Origin of the sequence: Neoaquamicrobium sediminum (genome assembly GCF_040970315.1) — a bacterium.
Classification (GTDB): Bacteria; Pseudomonadota; Alphaproteobacteria; order Rhizobiales; family Rhizobiaceae; genus Aerobium; species Aerobium sediminum.
Genome location: NZ_JAZHFV010000002.1, coordinates 322,132 through 342,031, shown reverse-complemented (window position 1 = coordinate 342,031; position 19,900 = coordinate 322,132). Strand labels below are relative to the sequence as shown.

Genomic DNA, 19,900 nt, shown 5'->3' with positions numbered 1-19,900 from the left:
GAGAAACCAAAATGACCCTATCCCGTCGTAACGTCCTCAAGATCGGCGGTGCAGCCGCCGCGCTGCCGCTGCTCGGCCACAAGGCTTTCTCGCAGACCGAACCGCTCAAGGTCGGCTTCATCTATATCGGCACCATCAACGACAATGGCTGGAACTACGCCCATAACCAGGGCCGTCTCTACATGGAGCAGGAGTTGGGCGACGCCGTCGAGAGCGTCTTCGTTGAGAACGTCGCCGAGGGCCCTGACTGCGAACGCGTCATGCGCGAACTCGTGCAGGCCGGCTGCAAGCTGATCTTCGCCACCAGCTTCGGCTACGGCGACTACGTCATCAAGATCGCGCAGCAGTTCCCGGACGTGAAGTTCGAGCACGCGACCGGCTACCAGCGCTCCGAAAACGTCGCGACCTACAATGCGCGGTTCTACGAAGGCCGCGCGGTTTGCGGCACGCTCGCCGGCCACCTGTCGAAGACCGGCAAGGCTGGCTACATCGGCTCGTTCCCGATCCCCGAAGTCGTGATGGGCATCAATGCCTTTGTACTGGCGGCGCGCAAGGTGAACCCGGAATTCACGATCACGCCCGTCTACATCTCGACCTGGAACGACCCTGCGCGCGAGGCCGACGCCGCCCGCGCCATGATCGACCAGGGCATCGACGTCATCGCCCAGCACACCGACGGCCCTGCCGCCCTGCAGGTGGCCGAGGAGCGCGGCATCGTCGGTGGTTTCGGCCAGGGCGCAGACATGAGCGCCTTCGCGCCGAAGGCGCAGCTCACCTCGATCATCGACAACTGGGGCCCGCACTATGCCGCGACCGCCAAGGCGGTCATCGACGGCACCTGGGAGAGCAAGGATAGCTGGCCGGGCCTCAAGGAAGGCGAAGTCGTAATCGGCGACTACAACGAGTCGATCCCCGACGATGTCGTTGCCGCAGCCGAGGCCGTCAAGAACGGCCAGATCGACGGCTCGATGCACATCTTCACCGGCCCGATCAACGACCATACCGGCGCCGAGAAGGTCGCCGCCGGCGTGACGCTGACCGACGCGGATCTGCTGTCGATGGACTGGTATGTCGAGGGCGTCATTCCGCCTGCGTAAGACGGTACGCCACAACCTTATACGGAGACGCCGCCCACCGGGCGGCGTTTCTGTTTTGGCTGCCTTGTGCGAGCGTCACGTCAGTACGTCGTCCGCCGTTCCTCGCTCGGCGGGCGGCCGAACAGCAGCCGGTAGCTCTGCGCGAAATAGGAATGCGAGGTGAAGCCGGTGGCGATCGCCACGTCGAGGATCGGCATATTGGTCTGGCGCAGCAGTTCGCGCGCGCGCTCCAGCCGCAGCCGCATGTAGTAGCGCCCCGGCGTCATGTTGAGATGACGCAGGAACAGGCGCTCCACCTGCCGCACGGAGAGACCGGCGGATTTGGCTAGCTGAACGGCCGAATAGGGTTCGTCGAGGTTGTCCGCCATCAGTTCGACGATCCGCCGCAGCTTCTCGGACTTGCCGGTCAGATCGCGTTCCGGCCCGACACGCTGGCGATCGCCCGCCGAGCGGATGCGCTCATGCTGGAACTGGTTGGCGACCTCGTTGGCGAGGTTCTGGCCGAAGTCGGTACGGATGATCTCGAGCATCAGGTCGATGGAGGTCGTGCCGCCCGCGCATGTGTAGCGCTTACGATCGATCTCGAAGACGTTTCCGGTACAGTCGATCTCCGGAAACCGCTCCTTGAAGCCCGCCTTGTTCTCCCAGTGGATCGTACACCGATGACCTTCGAGCTGGCCGGCTTCGGCAAGCAGGTAGGAACCCACGGAGAGCCCTCCGAGGGCCGCGCCGCGACGCCCCAGCGAGCGAAGCGCGCCGAGCACCTTGGACTTGCCTGGAAATTCGTAGGAGAGCCCGGCGCAGACGAAAAGGATGTCAACAACCGGCAGGTCGGTGATCGCATAGTCGATCTTGATGGGCAGGCCGTTTGACGCGATGACGGAATCGCCATCGGCGGAGACCGTCGTCCAGCCGTAGAAGTCGCGGCCGAGCAACCGGTTGGCCGAGCGCACGGTGTCGATCGCCGCCGCGAGCGAGAACATCGAGAACTTGTCGACGAGCAGGAAGGCGAACTGGCGGCCGGGCGAAGGCGTATCGGTCATAACCGCGTTCTACTCGCTGGTTTGAATGTCGAAAAGCGGCCTCAGAATTTCGGCGGCTCGATGCCCGCGGCCCGACTTGCGGAAACGAGCGTGTTCGCCATCAGCATCGCGATGGTCATCGGTCCCACACCGCCCGGCACGGGGGTGATTGCACCTGCCCGCTCGAATGCCTCACCGAAGGCGACGTCTCCGACGAGCCGCGTTTTCCCCTCGCCCTTCTCGGGCGCTGGAATCCGATTGATGCCGACATCGATGACGGTCGCACCTTCCTTTACCCAATCGCCGCGCACCATTTCCGGCCGGCCGACCGCTGCGACCAGGATATCGGCGGTGCGACACAGGGCAGGCAGGTCCTTGGTGCGAGAATGGGCAACCGTGACGGTGCAATTGGCCGCCAGCAGCAGGTTCGCCATCGGCTTGCCGACTATGTTGGAGCGACCGACGACGACGGCGCTCAGGCCGGAGAGGTCACGTCCGCGTTCCCGCTCGATGAGCAGCATCGAGCCAGCAGGCGTGCAGGGCACGAAGGCGCTTGCCACCTCGCCAGTGCCCAGTCGACCGACATTGACGAAAGTGAAGCCGTCTACATCCTTATCCGGGGAGATTGCCTGAATGACGGCACCGGCATCGATATGGTCAGGCAGCGGAAGCTGCACCAGAATGCCGTGGATCGCCGGATCGGCGTTGAGGTGCCCGATCAACGCCAGCAAATCGGCCTGTGGCGTATCGGCTGCCAGCGTGTGCTGCACCGAGTGGAAGCCGCACGCCTTCGCCTTCTTCGACTTGGAGGCGACATAGACCTGGCTGGCCGGGTCCTCACCGACAATCACGACGGCAAGCCCGGGGGTGACACCCTTTTCGGCAAGCGTTGCGGTCGCTTTCGTCACCGTTGCAATGACGTCTTCGGCAACCTGTTTTCCGTCGATGATGTTCGCCATGATTCTCCCCGCGTCGTCCGGTTTCGGCATCGCATTCTGGCGATTTCGACGCAAGGCGATCCCGTCATTGCGCCGTCCGATGCCGTAAACCCGAAAACGCGCGGCGAAATCGCCGGCCGGTCAGGTGCCGTAGCGTTTGCGGGGCGACCGGCTATGGGCGAAGTCCTCGATCGCGTCCCGGAACTCGCGCAGGCTCTGGCGGATTTCCTCGATCGCCGCGTCCGTGCTTTCGTCAATATATTCGTTCTGGTCGAAGGCGGCCTCGGGCGCGGCCCGCCGTGGCTCATCGACCGGGCGCGGCGCTTCCTGGCTCTGCGGATAGGCATGCTGCTGTGGCGGCGCATAGGCAGGCGCGCCGAAGTAGGGCTGCGGCGACACGGGATAGGCCCCGGGCTGAGGATAATAATGCAGCGGCGGGGCCGGATAGTGCGCTGCGGGCCAGCCCGGCATCGGCATCAGCGGGGGCTGTGGCTGATAGACGCCGTGCATCGGCATCTGCGGCCATCCGGGCGGCGCCGGGGGAACAGGCTGCGCGTACATCGCACCGGGGTGATGAGGCTGCTGCGATGGCTGCTGGCCGTGCCCACCGGCCGGCTGGTGCTGCCGGGCTTCCGTCGACGCCGGCTGCCCGCCGGCCTGGGCATCGTTATGCGGATAAGCGCTGTAGGGATTGTGGGAATGCATTTCGTCGGTCTCCTCGACGTTTCCGCTTTCTGCGGAACGAATGTCACTATCCAGGTCAGTTTCAGGTGCTTCGGTGAATGCCTCGTCGGCCTGAAGCGATGCATACGCATCGTCCTTGAGCCAGGCATCGTCGTCGCGCCGCCTGCGCAGCCCGGCAAAGGCCAGCCCTGCGAGCAAACCGGTCAGAGCGCCGGCCATTGAAAAGGCCGGCATCGAAGGCCCGCTTGAAAAGAGCGGCGGGGCCGCCCTTGAAATCAGGCTGGCACTGCCGGGCGCCGAAGCACCGGGACCGGCCTGTGCGGCCTGCAAAGACTGCTCGTAGACCGAGCGCTTTGCCGCGGCCTCCCGCTCCAGCTCCCTCAAGGCGACCAGTTCGCCACCGATGTCGCCCTGGCGCGTCTTCATCTCGGCGAGTTGCGAGGCCAGTTCCTGCTCCTCGCGCACAGCCCGTGTCAATTCGGTCTGCAGCGCCGCGGCCACCCGCCGCAATTCATCGGCAATCTCCTGGCGCGTGCCTTCAAGCTCGGCGCGGGCGGAGAGCAATTCGGGGTGACGGGGTCCGAGCTTCACGCCCAGCCGATCCACCTGCTGCCGCGCTGCCGCGTACCGGCTTCTCAGATCCGTCAATGTCGAGGACGCGTATTGCTCCGGCAGCGAGCCGGTGACGATCGAATCGACGTTGGCCTCGCGGGTCGACGCGGTGCGTGCATTGAGCTCCACCGTACGCGCCTGCGCCGCCGAGAGGCGCTCGCTGAGGCGAACGATCTCATCATCGGAGATCAGCCGCCCCTGGGCATCGACAAGATCGTTTTGTGCCTTGAAATCGGCGATCGCCCGTTCAGCCTCCTCCACGCCTGCGCGCAGTTCCGAAAGGCGTTCGCTCATGCTGCCGCTGGGCGAGGCAGTGCCGCCGCCGGCATTCGCCAGAAACAGCTCGGAGATCGTGTTGGCGATCAGCGCCGATTTTTCTGGATCGCCGGTTCGAGCCGAAACCTCGATGACGGACGAGCCGCCCTGCCGGTTCGTCTCGACCGCGCGTTCGAGCGTCTGCAAGGAACGGGCCCGGCGGCGCTCCACCGAGCTGGCACCGTCGCCTGCCACAAGGTCGCCAAGACCGGCAAGCGAGCCGCCCAGGCCGAACGGGCCGGCGGCGTCGCCGTTGAACTCGGGGTCGGCGGCAAGGTTCAACCGGTCGGCGGCTGCCTCAAGCATGGTCCCCGAACGCAGCACGCGAAGCTGGTTGTCGACCAGAGCGAAGGCGGTATCGGCCGAGAGTTGCCCCGAAACCACGCCGGCGCGTAGCGCCTGCGGATCGATCAGCAATTCGCTCGTGGCGACATATGACTTCGGCCACGCAAAGGCGACGGCGGCGCCGATCGCGGCACCTGCAAGCGTCAGCCCGATCACGGGACGCATCGACGTTCCGCCGCCGGTCCGCCGTTCAGTAGGCGATACGGCTCCGTCGGCATTCAACGGTTCTGATACTGTCTTGCCGGTCACGTCGCCCCCCAGCGGCTCGGATTCCATCGGCGATTCGGTGGTGCCACGATCGTCTTCGGCCAGATGACCGGAAATCAGGTCCCTCAGCCGATGCGGTTCCGGCTGCTCGTGCACCAATGGTTCATCGACCGAGTCGACCTCCGGTTCAATCGGCGCGGAAAGAACAGGATTCGCGCGGCGTTCGCGCCGTGCGCGTGCCCGGGCATGGCGCGTTACGGCGTCCTCTTCGTCGCTGACCATAGCCAGCAGCGAAGCGCGACCTTGCCTGTAATCGTTTGTTGAACCGGACATCGTTGCCTGCAGAAGATGCGCGCACGACGGCGAGCTGGTGACCTCATTCGTTAAGGCAAGCTAAACGGGGATGGAAAACAAAAGGTTAATTTCGGGCGGAACCGGCGCGACCATCCGGTTGTGTTGAACATTGGTGGCCGAAGGACTAAACGGCTTCGCAACGCCGGCAACGTGCCGGCAAAGCTCGGGAGAATGACATGGCTGCCAAGATCGTGCTCGTGGGATGCGGGAACATGGGATACGCGATGCTGGCGGGGTGGTTGTCCTCGGGCAAGCTTGCGGCGAATGAAGCAATCGTCGTCGAACCAACGGACACCCTGCGCGAGCGCGCGGCTACGCTGGGTGTCACCGCCCTTCCGGATGCTGGGGCGATTCCCGCCGACGCGGCCCCGCGCCTCGTCGTTTTCGCCGTCAAACCGCAGGTGATCCTAAACGTCGTTCCGGCCTACGCACGCTTCAAGGCATCAGCAACCTATGTCAGCGTTGCGGCCGGTACGCCGATCTCTGCCTTCGAAGGTGCGCTGGGTGCAGACGCAGGCATTATCCGTTGCATGCCCAATACGCCGGCCGCAATCGGCAAAGGCATGATGGTGGTTGTCGCAAACGACAATGTCGGTGCAGACACGAGCGACTTCGTGCGCGATCTTCTGTCGGCCAGCGGCGAGGTTGCGGCGATCGGCGACGAGGGGCTGATGGACGCCGTGACCGCGGTCTCCGGATCCGGCCCCGCCTATGTCTTCCATTTCATCGAATGCCTGACGGCAGCAGGCGAGAAAGCCGGTCTGCCGGTCGAGACCGCGAAGCTGCTCGCCATGCAGACGGTCTATGGAGCCGCGGCACTTGCCGCCGAAAGCCGTGAGGAACCCGGCACGCTGCGCCAGCAGGTAACGAGCCCCAACGGCACGACGGCCGCAGCACTTTCGGTGCTTATGGGTGACGATCGCCTGAAGATGCTGATGACGGAAGCCGTCGAAGCGGCGAGGGCGAGATCGGTCGAACTGGGCAAGTAGCGGCTAAGCAACGCCGACCAATTCGTCCTGCTTGCGGCGGAGCGCAACGAGGCCCGAACCGGCATCCGGAGCGGCATTGGCGTAGGTGAGCAGCTCACCCTTCGCGATGGGCGTCGTCACGACCCCACCTTCGAGGAGACCGCACGGGATCGCCTTCGCCGCGCGGGCGTCCTCGACCGTCATGATCCAGGAGCGGTAGGTGTATTCGCCGATCGCGTCGAGCCTGTCGCCTGGCTTCAGGTCGCGCTTGGCGACCGCGCACACTTCCGCCACCGGCCTGTCGAGCGGCACCATGTCGGCCTTGCCGTAAAGCACGGCGCGAGCGCAGGTCAGCGGCACTTCGAGGCTGGTCAGGTGATAGGGCCTGAAGAAGGTATAATACGGCCCCTCGCCAAGCTTCAGGTCGTTCATCCGCTCACGAAGGCGCGGATGCGCCATTTCCGCGATGACGAAGACGCCAGGCGCGACACCCTTGCCGATGGAAAAGTCGACGCATCCCTTGCGCGACAGCACACCGCCATCCTCCACCGGGCAGAGAACCCGCGAAAGTTCGTCGCGCGTGGCGGCTGGACCGTGCATGCCCGGCCTGTCCGGCACAAGCCCGGTCGCATTGGCGATCGCCGCCATCTCGACCATGGTCTTGGAGCCGTCCACGAACTCGACCAGCATGCGTGGGTTCATGTTGCGGCGTTCCGCTTCCTCGCGATATTCGTCCGGTGTCGCGTCGTGGTTGAGCGGGTTGTTCTTGCCCTTGCCGGCCGCGACGACCCGATGGCCCATCGCCGAGACGAACTCGATCAGCTCCATGCAGGAGGACGGTTCGTCGCCCGCGCCAAGCGAGTAAACGACGCCGAGCTTCGCGGCCGCATGCTTCAGATAGGCACCGATGGTGACATCAGCCTCGACATTCATCATCACGAGATGCTTGCCGTGCTCCATCGCCTTGAGCCCGATCTCAGCGCCGACGGCCGGCTTGCCGGTGGCGTCGATCACGACGTCGACCAGATCATGAGTGACGACCATGGACGAATCCGGCACGATTGCCGTGCGGCCGGCCTCGATCAGCGCCGACATAGCCTGCGCGCTTGCCGCATCGCCTGCGCTTTCGGGCGGCCGCTGGGCGATTGCGACCGCCTGCCGAGCGCGCTCTCCGCGCGTATCGGCAATGGCTGCCACCTCGATGCCGCGCATCTGCGCCACCTGGGTCACGATGTCCGTGCCCATCTCTCCGCAGCCGACCAGGCCGATGCGCACCGGCCGGCCTTCGTCGGCGCGCTGCGCCAGATCGCGGGCGAGGCCCGTCAGTGCGACATTGGTCATGGCGTTTCCCATCCTTGGCAGTTTTGCGGGCAGATAGAATGACGGCCGCACGGAATGTCAACCGCGCAGCGGCGCTCCTGCCTGATGCAAGGTTGCGCTTGTACGATGGCAGAATAGATCGAGCATGGGAATTCGCGCCCGCATGCGTACGCGCGCCAGCCAAAAGCGGGACATTTCAATGTCGCCAGCCACACGGATCGCCATCGCAGCCGGTGGCGTGTCAGCTGCTGTCGCGTGTTGCACTGTCATCCTGTGGAGCTTTTCGGGGGAAGCAGGCACGTCGTTTGCGCTCATTGCCCTCCCGCTGATCGCGATGCCGATTGTCGTCGCCGCGACTGCGTGGACAAGCGCACATCGCGCCATCGCGTCAAGCCTCGAACCGGCGATCGATAGCCTTGAACGGATCGCCCAGAACGATTTCAGGCTGCCAGCCGCGCCCTTTGCGGACAGCGAGACCGCCGGCCTCGGCGCAGCCATCGAGCACTGCCGTTCGGGACTCGAGGGCAGGCAACGCGCCGGCAAAGTTCACGCTGCTGTCGCCCGATTGATGGGCGCGGCCATAGGCAGCCTCGCCGACGGCGACCTTTCGCGCCGCGTGACGCTCGACCTTCCCGAGCCCTACCGGGCGTTTCGCGACGATTTCAACGCGACCATGGAAAGGCTGGAGGCCGCCTTCGCAACGCTGACGACAAGCAGCAAGCATCTTGTGGCGCACCAGCAGGAAATCGACGCGGCTGCCGGTCGACTCGGACAGCGCGCCCAAAAGCTCGCCGAGCGGATCGACATCGAGCTTTTGGCTATCGAAAACTGCAACGATCGCGAAGAAATGCTGCAAAGGGTGCGGCATTTCATGGGCGGGATCGCCATTGCCGCAAGGCGCAACATAGAGGCTGCCGAAAAATTCTCCGAGATTGGGCGTCTCGTGCAGGAGGAAGCAACCGCGCTTGCGCAGTTGGTAAGTGGAAACGCCACTTTCGATGAGGCCGGGAACGAGCCGGGCGACACAACCGCCCGCCTTCCGACGGCAACAGCGCCTGTACGCATCCATTCCGCGGCGTGACCTAAACGAACTTGCGGAACATCCCCAACTGATACTAAGTTCTATTAGATCGATCCAAGCCAGGAGGAGGCCATGGTCACCCAGCGTGTCCGGGCATGAAACGGGTCACCCTTCTCGACGTGGCGAAGCATGCCGGCGTGTCGCGCGCCACCGCATCGCTGGTGGTACGGGACAGCCCCTTGGTAGGCGCGGCGACGCGCGCCAAGGTCGAGGCGGCCATGGCCGAGCTCGGCTATGTCTACAATCTCGGCGCGGCAAGGATGCGCGCGGCGCGCAGCCGAACGGTCGGGGTCATCATCCCAAACCTTACCAACCCGTTCTTCGCGGTTCTGCTGGCGGGCATTGAAAGCATTCTGGAAACCGCCGGTCTTGCCGTCATCCTCGCCAATTCCAACGAGAATGCCGCCAAGCAAGACGGCTTCGTCAACCGCATGCGCGAGCATGGCGTGGACGGGCTGATCGTCTGTCCAGCCGAAGGCACGGAGCGGCGTTTCGTCGACGATGCCGGCAAATGGGGCGTGCCGCTGGTCCAGACGCTGCGCATGGTGCCGGAAACGGCGAGCGACTATGCAGGCATGGACCCGACGCCGGGCATGCGCGAGGCCGTCGACTGCCTCGTCGGCTTCGGCCATCGCCGCATCGGCTATGTCGCGACGGACACCCACCATTCCGCCCGCACGGAACGCCTCGAGAGCTTTCACGCGGCGATGAACGCTGCGAATCTCGCACCGCTTTTCGTGCGCCCGCTCGAATCCACGCATATGAGCGCCCGCATGGCCGCACCCGAGCTCATGAGCCGGCCCGCGCGCCCGACGGCGATAATCTGCCACAACGACGTTCTCGGGCTGGGGCTTCATCGCGGGCTATGCGATCTCGGCGTCATGCCGGGCCGCGACGTTTCTCTTGTCGGTTTCGACAATGTCGCGGAGGCGGACCTCGTGATGCCGGGCCTCGCATCGGTCGCGACCGAACCTTTCGTGGTCGGCGAGAATGCGGCGCGGCTGCTTCTCAGGCGCATCGATGCGCCGGACAGCACGATCGCCAGTAGCATCGAGGAAACGTACTTCGTGCAGCGCGGCTCCTGCGGGCCGGTGCGCATGGCCGCAGGCACCGTTCCGGCTTGACCGTGCCAAAGTAATGATTTAGATCGATCTAAACGCACGGAGGAGTGAAGTGCGCTGCCGCGCATGCCTTGGCGACGCGGCCGGGAGGTCAGCTTGGACTATCAATTCAACTTCGCGCCGGTCTTCCGGAACTTCGATCAATTGCTGGCCGGCGCGCTGGTGACGATCGAGCTTTCCTTCGGCGCGATGATCCTCGGCACAATCGTCGCCATTGCCTGCGCGATCGGCAAGACGGCAGGACCGAAGCCGGTGCGCTGGCTGATCGACGCCTATATCGAATTGATCCGCAACACGCCGTTCCTCGTCCAAATCTTCTTCATCTTCTTCGCGCTGCCGGCGCTCGGCATCAGGCTTTCGCCCAACGTCGCGGCCCTAACCGCGCTGACCGTCAATGTCGGGGCCTACGCCACGGAGATCATCCGGGCCGGTATCGAGTCGATCAATCGCGGGCAGGTCGAGGCCGGTGTCGCGCTCGGCCTGAAGCGCTGGCAGATCTTCCGCTACATCATCATCAAGCCTGCGTTGCGGACCATCTATCCGGCGCTAACCAGCCAGTTCATCTATCTGATGCTGACATCGAGCGTCGTTTCGGTCATCTCGGCCACCGACCTTGCGGCGGCCGGCAACAACATCCAGTCGCAGACCTTCGCGGCGTTCGAGGTCTATCTGGTGATTACCGCCATGTATCTGGTGCTGGCGCTCGGCTTCTCCGCGCTTTTCTCGGCGGTCCAGCGCTACGCGTTCAACTACCCGCTGGCGCGTTAGGGAGGGACGAAGAATGATCCGCCCCTTCGGCATCAATGAATTCTGGTTCATCGTCATGGCCGTCCAGTGGACGCTGGCGCTGTCGGCCGTCGCCTTCGCGGGCGGCGCTCTCGGCGGGCTCGCGGTCGCACTGGCGCGCGTCTCCCCGGCCGCGCCGCTGCGTTACGCGGCATTGGGGTTCATCCGCCTGTTCCAGGGTACGCCACTGCTGATGCAGCTCTTCCTGGTTTTCTTCGGGCTCAACATCTTCGGGTCGGGCGTCAATCCGTGGGTCGCCGCCGCGATCGCGCTCACGCTGCATGCGAGCGCGTTCCTGGGCGAGATATGGCGAGGCTGCATCGAAGCCGTGCCGAAGGGCCAGTCGGAGGCGGCCTGGGCGCTCGGGCTGCGCTACCACGACCGCATGAAATCCATCGTCCTGCCGCAGGCCGCCAAGATTGCGGTGGCGCCGACGGTCGGCTTTCTGGTGCAGCTCATAAAGGGCACGTCGCTGGCCTCGATCATAGGCTTCGTGGAGCTGACGCGCGCCGGACAGATCATCAACAACGCCACCTTCGACCCGTTCACCGTGTTCGGGCTGGTGGCCGCTCTCTACTTCATCCTCTGCTGGCCGCTGTCGATCCTCGCGCGTCGCATGGAGGCCCGCTTCGCCGTGGCGACACGGCGCTGAGAAGAAACCGGGAAGTCAAACAGGGAAGGAAACGACGATGAACATCTTGAAGAAACTGGCGGGCTTTGCGCTTGGCGTCGCGCTCGCAACCGGCGCTGCCGCGACCGCGGCATCGGCGCAGACCGTCGATGAGATCAAGGCGCGCGGCAGCGTCAATATCGGCATGCTGGTGGACTTCGCACCCTTTGGCATCATCAACGAGCAGGGCCAGCCAGACGGCTACGACGCCGATGTGGCGAAGCTTCTCGCCGAGGATCTCGGCGTCACGCTAAACCTCGTGCCGGTGACCGGCCCCAACCGCATCCCCTACCTGCTGTCCAATCAGGTCGATATTCTCGTCGCTTCGCTTGGTATCACGCCGGAGCGCGCCGAGCAGGTCGACTTCTCGCAGGGTTATGCGGGTATCGAAATCTTCGTGTTCGGAGACGTCAACACGGAAGTGAAGGATGCGGCCGATCTCGCCGGCAAGAACGTTGCGGTTGCGCGCGCCTCGACGCAGGACACCTCCATCACCGAAATCGCGCCTGAGGGCACCAACATCCAGCGTTTCGACGACGACGCATCGGCGGTGCAGGCGCTGCTTTCGGGCCAGGTGCCTCTGATGGGCGCGTCCAACGTCGTCGTCTCGCAGGTCCAGTCCGTTGCTCCGGACCGCTACGAGACCAAGTTCTCGCTGCGCCAGCAAAGCCAGGGCATTGCCACCCGCCCCGGTCAGGACAATCTGATGGAACACATCAACGCGTTCCTGGCGAAGGTCAAGGAAAGCGGCAAGCTGAACGAACTGCACGAAAAGTGGGTCAGCGCCCCGCTGCCCGAATTCCTGCAGTAAGACCAAAGGAGCGCGGGCATGTCCCAGACCAATACGGCCAACGCCGGCATGCCCGCCGTGAAGATGGAGGGCGTGGACAAGTGGTACAACACGTTCCACGCCCTCAAGAATATCGACCTCCAGGTCGCGCGCGGCGAGAAGATCGTCGTGTGCGGCCCGTCGGGGTCCGGCAAGTCGACGCTGATCCGTTGCGTCAATCAGCTCGAGGACGTGCAGAAGGGGCGCATCTTCGTCGAAGGCATCGAGCTCACGGCCGGGCCGAAGAACGTCGAGCAGATCCGTCGCGATGTCGGCATGGTCTTCCAGCAGTTCAATCTGTTCCCGCACATGACCGTGCTTGAGAATTGCACGCTGGCACCGATGAAGGTGCGCGGCGTCTCGAAGGCCGAAGCGGAGGAAACCGCGCGGAAATATCTCGCCCGCGTGCGCATTCCGGAACAGGCCGACAAATACCCCGCCCAGCTTTCGGGCGGCCAGCAGCAGCGCGTGGCCATCGCCCGCGCGCTGTGCATGAACCCGAAGATCATGCTGTTCGACGAGCCAACCTCTGCGCTCGACCCTGAAATGGTGAAGGAAGTGCTCGACACGATGATCGACCTCGCCACCGAAGGCATGACGATGATGGTCGTGACCCACGAGATGGGTTTCGCGCGCAAAGTCGCCGACCGGGTCATCTTCATGGATCAGGGAGAGATCGTGGAAGTGGCGGAACCTGAAGAGTTCTTCTCGAACCCGAAGCAGGAGCGCACGCGCACCTTCCTCGGGCAGATCGCTCACGGCTGAAAGCCACCACTCATGATTGCCCGCCAGGCCTTCTTCGAGGGGACCATCCATGCCGGCCGCGAGGCGGAGTTCCGCGTTTTCGTGGAAGAGCGGCTGATGCCGCTCTGGCGGCTCTTTCCCGGTGTACTCGACGTTCGCGTGCTCTTTTCGCAAACACGTGACGAAGGCGCCCCGCCCTTCGCGCTATCGCTCGCGATGACCTTCGAAAACGAAGAGGCGCTTGCCGCCGCGCTCCAGGCGCCGGTGCGGTTCGAAAGCAGGGCCTTGACCGGCGAGCTGATGCAGATGTTCGACGGGCATATTCACCACCACGTCTTCGAGCTCCATTCCGCATTGTGACGGTTCGTCCGGCAAATCGCCGGAAACGGGCTCGCCAACCGACATTCCTCCGCTTTGTCCCGGCGCCCCCCTCCGGCACTTTGGTGCCGAAGCAGAGGGAGTTTCTTGATGAAGCAGATCGTCGTCATCGGAGCCGGCAAGGTCGGGTCCACCATCGCGGACATGCTGGCGTTGACCGGCGATTATGACGTTACCGTCGTCGACATGGGCGAGGCGCAGATCGCGGCGCTGCAGGTCTGTGCGCGGGTCAAGACGGCGGTCATCGACGTGCGCGACGAGCAGGCGCTCGCTGCCCTGCTCGACGGCAAATACGCCGTGCTAAGCGCAGCTCCTTACCAGCTTACGGTTGCGATCGCGCAGGCTGCGGCAAGCGCAGGCGTCCATTATTTCGACCTGACGGAGGATGTTGCCAGCACGCGCGCCGTCAAGGCGCTCGCTGCCGGTTCCGCCAATGCCTTCATGCCACAATGCGGCCTTGCGCCCGGTTTCATCTCCATCGTCGCCCATGACATGGCCAAGGGGTTCGACACGCTCGACGCGATCAACCTGCGCGTTGGCGCACTGCCCCGCTATCCCAACAACGCTCTCGGCTACAACCTGACCTGGAGCACGGACGGCATGATCAACGAATGCTGCGAGCCGTGTGAGGCGATCGTAAACGGCAGCCCGGCCGAGGTGCCGCCGCTGCAGGAGATCGAGCAGATCATCGTCGACGGCGTCACCTACGAGGCATTCAACACGTCAGGCGGGCTGGGCACGCTGTGCGAGACCTATGGCGGTCGCGTGCAGAATCTGAACTACCGCACCATCCGTTATCCCGGCCACGCGGCTGCGATGAAGCTGTTGCTGCAGGATTTGAAGCTGCGTGACCGCCGCGATCTGCTAAAGGAAATCCTCGAGACGGCCATTCCCGCCACGCTGCAGGATGTGATCGTGATCTACGTCACCGTCACCGGCCACAAGGCGGGACGCCTGATACAGGAAACCTACACAAGGCAGATCTTCGGCGGCAGGATCGGTACGTTGCACCGCAGCGCGATCCAGATCACGACGGCAGCCGGCATCTGCGCCGCGCTCGATCTTCAGGCGCAGGGCGTACTGCCGAAAAGCGGCTTCGTGCGCCAGGAAGATGTCGCCTTGTCGGCCTTCCTCGGAAACCGCTTCGGGCAGGTTTATGCCGACTTGCCGCCCGCGCTCGGCCCTTCGGTGACGGCAGCGGCCTGACCGGTCGCCGCTGCTCCACGCTGGATATGGCGGCCGAGGATGATCCACGACTTGCAGCGCTCGATACCTTCGAAGCCGAGAATCTCGTCAAGCACCGCGTCGATGTCCTCGACGCGGGGGGTCTGCACCGTCAGCACCAGGTCATAGTCCCCTGCTATCGTAAGGCAGTTCACCACCTCAGGCAGTGCGCGCAGACGGGCCAGGATATCCTTCTGCCGGCGCTGGACGATGCTGACCATCACCAGCGCCTGCGCCGCATCACCGAATGGATCATGCGAAAGGATCGCGGAGTATCCCGCGATCAGCCCGCTGCGCTCCAGCCGCGCAATGCGCTCCTGAACCGTGCTGCGGCCGACACCCAGCTTGCGGGCAAGCTCGGTCGCCGATGCACGACCGTCGGCGAGCAAGAGCCCGACCAGTTGACGGTCGATATTGTCGCGAAGTTCGTTCATGCGGGAATCCCGGGAGCGATGGTCGCGCAACCCCTAGCGCCGTAGCCATTGGCGGGCAAGCGCCGGTGTTGGGGCCACGGATACCTCACGGCTCCACACGAATGTGGATTTCATCGCCGTAGAGGCTGATCTGCTCCGCTCCCACCTTGGCAGCCGTGAACAAGATGGCCCTGGCGGGAACGCGACCGCCGCACTGGCGGCTCAAACGCGTGCCAACGCCCCCATCCGCCAGGGTGCCCGTCACCAGCGTCGGCAGCAGCTCCCTGGCGCTGTCCCAGGATGGTGCCGGACCACATTCGTTGCCTCGCGCCCCATGAATGATGACAGCGTCTCCAACCTGTACGGATACGTTGCGCACGTATTCTGCCTGGACCCCTTCGAAAGTCGCTGCGGGGTCTGTTGTCGGCGCAAAACCATGCGGCCATAACCACCACGCAGCCAGCAGCGTCACGGCCGAAGCAGCCAAGGCGATCCCGTTCGCCCGAAAACGCCTTTTCCACCAACGCGCGTCGGGCACCGGAGCCTCGTTGGAGGCATTGTCGTCGTCGTTCTCGCCACCGGACTTGGCTTCGACATAAAGCCTGTTCCAATGTTCGAGCAGGTCAGGACGCTCGTTGACGTTCAGGACCTTTGCAAGCAGCACGAAGTTGCGACGCCGGGGGATGTGTACGCCCTGCCGCCAGTTGCGGAGATTTTTCACCGCCGTATCGAAAGCAGCCTGGCTCGTGTTGCCGGCGGCCGAACAAAGCTGGTCGGCAAGCGCCATGTTATCCAGATGTCCCTTCTCTATGCAAAGCGCATCCAGAAGCTCATGCCATGTTTCACAGGCTGCCCAATCGCCTGATCCGCCCATCGATCACACCAAAATCAACCCCAGTCGATAATGGATAGCATGCCTTTGATATTAATGTGAAATTTTTGCGTTTTTTCCTGGCACTTCCACTTCTTCCCCGATTCTGCGCTGACCAGAGATGCCAGGCCGCATATGCACCTAGAGGCTCATTCGCCGAATGAGTGGATCCAAACGGTAAGGGGAAAATCCATGAGCCCACGCAAGCTTGGCGGGATGCTTGTATCAATCTGCGCAGCATTTGCGGTGTCGGCATGCTCGACCAGCGGCGAAAGCACGGGACAGGCGACTGCGCCTGCGCTGCCTTTCGCCATCGACAGCGTCAGCATCAGCCCGATGACGACGGCGAACCTGTGCAGCCAGCTCGGCGGACAGGGACAGGCGCCAACGGTGACCATCAAACACACGGCTGCGGCAGGCGTGCCGATCCGCCTCAGCCTCCAGGACAAGCTGAGTGACGGAAGCACGTTCAATCATCGCAGCACACGCGTAACCTCGGATGGCTCGGGAACGACAACGGTCAATCACCGTTTCCTGCCGCCGTGCAACACCACCGGGGGCCGGCTCAACTCTAACTATCAACTGACGGTCGAAGCCGGTGGGAAATCGCGCACGGTAGGCTGGGCCCGGTTCAACTCGGCAACACGTACGATCCAGTAACCAGCATGGGACGGGGAAGCCGCTACCCAGCGCGGCATTCCCGATTTGCGGAGCGTTGCGACATCGTCGCCGCTCCGCCTTTTAACGTTGCTTTCGACACGGTTGGAGACGCCTAAAGCGTCACCACGCTCTCCGGCAACCCGAGCGCGGAAGCCAGTCTTGTTAGCCTGGCCTGGTCCACGGCCCCTGCCTCGAGATCGACGAGTTCGGCTTCGGCGAGACCGGACGTTACAGCGAGCTGTTCGATCGTGTAGCCCGTCGCTTCACGGATGGCTGTAACCGGGTTGGTACCGGAAGATAGCGCAACCGTGATGGCTTCGATGAGTTCGGCCATCTGAGTATCCTCTGACAATCTGAATGGGCGCCATCCGCAAGAACCTGCAGGGCGCAATTCTATGTGGGATTCTTGACGGCCAATTTCAAGATTGGCAGACGCAATTGCGCGCCCGCATCTCGCATGGCCGCGCAACTGTCGAAGGTCAACCGCTGTGCCCGCGTGGGAACGCAGGATATCGCGATAATATCACAAGTTAAGCCAGACACGCATGGCGCCTGCTTCTTCCGGATGAGGTTCGACCTTGAAACCGGCCTCGCGGCACATGGCAAGCATCTTGACGTTGTCGGCCAGCACCATTCCCTCGACAAGGCCGATATTCTCCGCTCGGGCGTAGTCCAGCAGGTGATGCAGAAGCGCCCAACCCAGACCGTGGCCCTGCAAGTCGCTGCGCACGAGGATCGCGTATTCCGCGCGCTTCCGCCCCGGATCGCAAGACAGCCTGCCGACCGCTGCCAGATCGCCGCTGTCTTCAAGAGCGACGAAGGCGATATCCCGGTCATAGTCGAGTTGCGTCAGCCGTTTGAGCATCTCGTCGGGAAACCGACGCCGAGGCGCCAGGAAACGAAGGCGCACATCCTCGGGAGACACTCTGGCGAGGAACCGCGGATACAGGGCCACGTCCGCCGGCTTGATCGGACGAATATCGAAGTCTTGATCCCCGAGCGTGACACTCTTGGCCCATTCGGCGGGGTATGGCCGGATCACAAGCGCCGGGTTCGGGCCGGGTTCATCGACGCGTTCGGGGTCGATCTCTATCCGTGCATCGAGCGCGATGGCGCCGTCGGCATCGGCCAGCAGCGGGTTTATGTCGACACCGACCAGGCAGGGAAAGTCCACGACCAGTTGCGACAGGCCGTTGAGCGCCTTGACGATCGCGGCGCGGTCGGCGGGCTTGCGGTCGCGATAGCCCGCCAACAACCGGCCGATACGAGTCCGTTCGATGAGATCGCCGGCCAACACCTCGTCCATCGGCGGCAACGCCATGGCGGTGTCGTCAACGACCTCGACCGCGACCCCGCCGGCGCCGAACAGAAGGACCGGACCGAAGATCGGATCGATGCTCATGCCAAGGATCAGCTCTTGGGCATGTTTGCGTTCGATCATTGGCTGCACTGCAAAACCCTGTATGTCGGCATCCGGCCGAATCTTCCGCACTCGTTCACCGATCGCGCCCGCCGCCTCGGCCGCCGCGTCGTCGGTCTCGATCCCCAGCACCACGCCGCCGACATCCGACTTGTGCGAAATCGCGTTCGACAGCAGTTTGACGGCGACCTTGCCGCCAGCCGCAAGCATTGACTGTGCCGCCTTTTGCACCGCGTCGGGCGTGGCAGCCACAACAGTTTCCGGTACATCCATTCCATAGGCGCCGATGACGGCCTTGGCTTCCGGTTCGGTGAGCATCCTGCGACCGTCGGCAGCTACCCGTCGGAAAATCGCCAGCGCTGCAGCGCGATCGACGGATACGTCCTCCCCACGCGTTGCCGGCACGCGGCCGAGTGCCTTCTGCGCCTTGGACCAATCCGACAGAAACCGCGTGGCGCGCGCTACTTCCGCGGGCGTGTCGACGCTGGGTATTCCCGCTTCCTGAAGGATCGCCCTGCCCTTTCGTGCGGTCTGCTCGCCCAGCCAGCATGAGATGACCGGCTTGCCGTCGATCAGTCCGTTCGTGGCAAGGTCGGCTACGGCTTTCGCGGCATCTACGGGCGATGCGAGGCCGGTCGGGCAATTGAGCACGACCAGCGCGTCGACGCCTGGATCGGCGGCGACTGCGGCCACCGACGCCCGGTAGCGTTCCGGTGGGGCATCGCCGATGATGTCGACGGGATTTGCGTGAGACCACGTAGCAGGCAGGGTCTCGTTCAGTGCCGAGAGTGTTTGCTGCGCGAGGTGAGCGAGTTCGCCACCGAGGTCGATCAATCCGTCGACCGCCAGCACGCCGGCGCCACCGCCATTCGTCACGATCCCGATGCGCGCGCGATCCAGCGGTGCAAACCGCGCAGTGATCTCGGCAGCGTCGAAGAGCTCGACAAGTCCATCGACGCGCAATACGCCTGCGCGGCGCAAGGCAGCGTCGACTACCCTATCCGCGCCTGAAAGCGCTCCGGTGTGTGTGGAAGCCGCCTTGGCGGCTTCTTCATGACGTCCGGACTTGATTGCGATCACTGGCTTGATGCGAGCGGCAGCGCGGGCTGCCGACATGAATTTTCGCGGTTCGGGGATCGACTCCAGATACATCACGACCGCCCGCGTGGTCGGATCTCCGGCAAGGAGATCGAGCCAGTCGCCAACGTCCACATCGGCCATGTCGCCGAGCGAAACGATGTAGGAGAAGCCGACATTGTTTTCGCCTGCCCAGTCAATGAGCGAGGTGGCGATGGCTCCGGACTGTGACAGGAGCGCTATATTGCCGGGCTGCGCTGCCATGTGGGCGAAGCCTGCATTCAACTTCAAAGGCGGGATCATCAGACCTACCGTGTTGGGCCCTATGATCCGGAAGAGATGAGGACGCGCGGCATCGAGCATTGCCTGGCGAAGTCCGTTCTCAGGCGTCAGGCCGGCAGTGATCACGACGCCGGCACGACATCCCTTTCTGCCGAGTTCATCGATAATCTGCGGCACGGTTGCGGCCGGCGTCATGATGATAGCAAGGTCGGGCGCATCCGGAAGCGCGACCGCATCCGGATAGCATGACAGGCCGGAAACTTGCCGATATTTGGGATTGACCGGCCAGACCGTCCCCACAAACCCACCCCGGACGATATTGTCGATCACGACGCGCCCGACGGACCCTTCGCGGTTAGAGGCGCCGATGACTGCCAGCGAACGCGGTCGCACTGCCAGATCAAGATTCCTGCTGCTCACGGGTCCCCTTCCTCCATCTTCACTGCCGCTCGCAGGGTTGTGCTAGATCAAGGAGCTAACGC

At 63.8% G+C, this 19,900-nt stretch carries 19 protein-coding genes; 11 read left to right on the top strand and 8 right to left on the bottom strand.

The window, feature by feature from the left end; all coding sequences use genetic code 11:
* The first annotated feature begins 11 nt into the window (after positions 1–11).
* Positions 12–1,097: a BMP family ABC transporter substrate-binding protein gene (locus tag V1479_RS07005; RefSeq protein ID WP_368802277.1), complete on the top strand. Its 1,086-nt coding sequence runs from the start codon at positions 12–14 to the stop codon at positions 1,095–1,097.
* A gap of 80 nt (positions 1,098–1,177) precedes the next feature.
* Here the strand turns inward: V1479_RS07005 and V1479_RS07000 are convergent, their stop codons facing one another.
* The 3 genes from V1479_RS07000 to V1479_RS06990 all read right to left on the bottom strand — a co-directional run bounded on the left by V1479_RS07000 (position 1,178) and on the right by V1479_RS06990 (position 5,553).
* Entirely contained in the window at positions 1,178–2,140 is a 963-nt protein-coding gene (locus V1479_RS07000) for a GlxA family transcriptional regulator (protein WP_173186965.1), read from the bottom strand.
* 41 nt (positions 2,141–2,181) lie between these two features.
* Entirely contained in the window at positions 2,182–3,078 is an 897-nt protein-coding gene (locus tag V1479_RS06995) for a bifunctional methylenetetrahydrofolate dehydrogenase/methenyltetrahydrofolate cyclohydrolase (protein ID WP_368802276.1), read from the bottom strand.
* Positions 3,079–3,198: 120 nt separating this feature from the next.
* Positions 3,199–5,553, bottom strand: a complete 2,355-nt coding sequence (locus tag V1479_RS06990) for a hypothetical protein (protein WP_368802275.1) — start codon at positions 5,551–5,553, stop codon at positions 3,199–3,201.
* Between the two features lie 197 nt (positions 5,554–5,750).
* Here V1479_RS06990 and proC point away from each other — a divergent pair, with 197 nt between their 5' ends.
* Positions 5,751–6,563 carry a pyrroline-5-carboxylate reductase gene (proC, locus tag V1479_RS06985; RefSeq protein ID WP_368802274.1) on the top strand — a complete coding sequence of 271 codons (813 nt, stop codon included), beginning with the start codon at positions 5,751–5,753 and terminating at the stop codon, positions 6,561–6,563.
* A gap of 3 nt (positions 6,564–6,566) precedes the next feature.
* Here proC and V1479_RS06980 read toward each other — a convergent pair whose 3' ends face one another.
* The gene (locus tag V1479_RS06980) at positions 6,567–7,883 is read right to left on the bottom strand and encodes an NAD(P)H-dependent oxidoreductase (RefSeq protein WP_368802273.1); all 1,317 of its coding nucleotides are present in this window, start codon (positions 7,881–7,883) and stop codon (positions 6,567–6,569) included.
* 178 nt (positions 7,884–8,061) lie between these two features.
* Here V1479_RS06980 and V1479_RS06975 point away from each other — a divergent pair, with 178 nt between their 5' ends.
* From V1479_RS06975 to V1479_RS06940, 8 genes are all read left to right on the top strand, one after another.
* Entirely contained in the window at positions 8,062–8,943 is an 882-nt protein-coding gene (locus tag V1479_RS06975) for a methyl-accepting chemotaxis protein (protein WP_368802272.1), read from the top strand.
* Positions 8,944–9,038: 95 nt separating this feature from the next.
* A complete protein-coding gene (locus V1479_RS06970) occupies positions 9,039–10,067 on the top strand; it encodes a LacI family DNA-binding transcriptional regulator (RefSeq protein ID WP_368802271.1) in 1,029 nt (342 codons plus the stop codon).
* Positions 10,068–10,160: 93 nt separating this feature from the next.
* Positions 10,161–10,832, top strand: coding sequence for an amino acid ABC transporter permease (locus V1479_RS06965; protein ID WP_173186982.1), 672 nt, complete (start codon positions 10,161–10,163; stop codon positions 10,830–10,832).
* Positions 10,833–10,845: 13 nt separating this feature from the next.
* Positions 10,846–11,502: an amino acid ABC transporter permease gene (locus V1479_RS06960; RefSeq protein ID WP_368802270.1), complete on the top strand. Its 657-nt coding sequence runs from the start codon at positions 10,846–10,848 to the stop codon at positions 11,500–11,502.
* A gap of 37 nt (positions 11,503–11,539) precedes the next feature.
* Positions 11,540–12,331 carry a transporter substrate-binding domain-containing protein gene (locus tag V1479_RS06955; protein ID WP_368802269.1) on the top strand — a complete coding sequence of 264 codons (792 nt, stop codon included), beginning with the start codon at positions 11,540–11,542 and terminating at the stop codon, positions 12,329–12,331.
* Positions 12,332–12,349: 18 nt separating this feature from the next.
* Positions 12,350–13,114, top strand: a complete 765-nt coding sequence (locus V1479_RS06950) for an amino acid ABC transporter ATP-binding protein (RefSeq protein WP_368802268.1) — start codon at positions 12,350–12,352, stop codon at positions 13,112–13,114.
* A gap of 12 nt (positions 13,115–13,126) precedes the next feature.
* Positions 13,127–13,453 (top strand): hypothetical protein, encoded by a 327-nt coding sequence (locus V1479_RS06945; protein ID WP_368802267.1) that lies wholly within the window; start codon positions 13,127–13,129, stop codon positions 13,451–13,453.
* Positions 13,454–13,561: 108 nt separating this feature from the next.
* The gene (locus V1479_RS06940) at positions 13,562–14,677 is read left to right on the top strand and encodes a saccharopine dehydrogenase family protein (RefSeq protein ID WP_368802266.1); all 1,116 of its coding nucleotides are present in this window, start codon (positions 13,562–13,564) and stop codon (positions 14,675–14,677) included.
* Here the strand turns inward: V1479_RS06940 and V1479_RS06935 are convergent.
* Entirely contained in the window at positions 14,626–15,129 is a 504-nt protein-coding gene (locus tag V1479_RS06935; RefSeq protein WP_368802265.1) for an Lrp/AsnC family transcriptional regulator, read from the bottom strand. The genes V1479_RS06940 and V1479_RS06935 overlap by 52 nt on opposite strands.
* A gap of 85 nt (positions 15,130–15,214) precedes the next feature.
* Complete coding sequence (locus tag V1479_RS06930) at positions 15,215–15,895, bottom strand: hypothetical protein (RefSeq protein ID WP_368802264.1); 681 nt, start codon at positions 15,893–15,895, stop codon at positions 15,215–15,217.
* 276 nt (positions 15,896–16,171) lie between these two features.
* Here V1479_RS06930 and V1479_RS06925 point away from each other — a divergent pair, with 276 nt between their 5' ends.
* Positions 16,172–16,639, top strand: a complete 468-nt coding sequence (locus V1479_RS06925) for a hypothetical protein (RefSeq protein ID WP_368802263.1) — start codon at positions 16,172–16,174, stop codon at positions 16,637–16,639.
* 112 nt (positions 16,640–16,751) lie between these two features.
* Here V1479_RS06925 and V1479_RS06920 read toward each other — a convergent pair whose 3' ends face one another.
* On the bottom strand, positions 16,752–16,973 hold the full coding sequence (locus tag V1479_RS06920; protein ID WP_368802262.1) for a helix-turn-helix domain-containing protein: 222 nt from the start codon (positions 16,971–16,973) through the stop codon (positions 16,752–16,754).
* 189 nt (positions 16,974–17,162) lie between these two features.
* Positions 17,163–19,838 (bottom strand): bifunctional acetate--CoA ligase family protein/GNAT family N-acetyltransferase, encoded by a 2,676-nt coding sequence (locus V1479_RS06915; RefSeq protein WP_368802261.1) that lies wholly within the window; start codon positions 19,836–19,838, stop codon positions 17,163–17,165.
* Positions 19,839–19,900 lie beyond the last annotated feature (62 nt).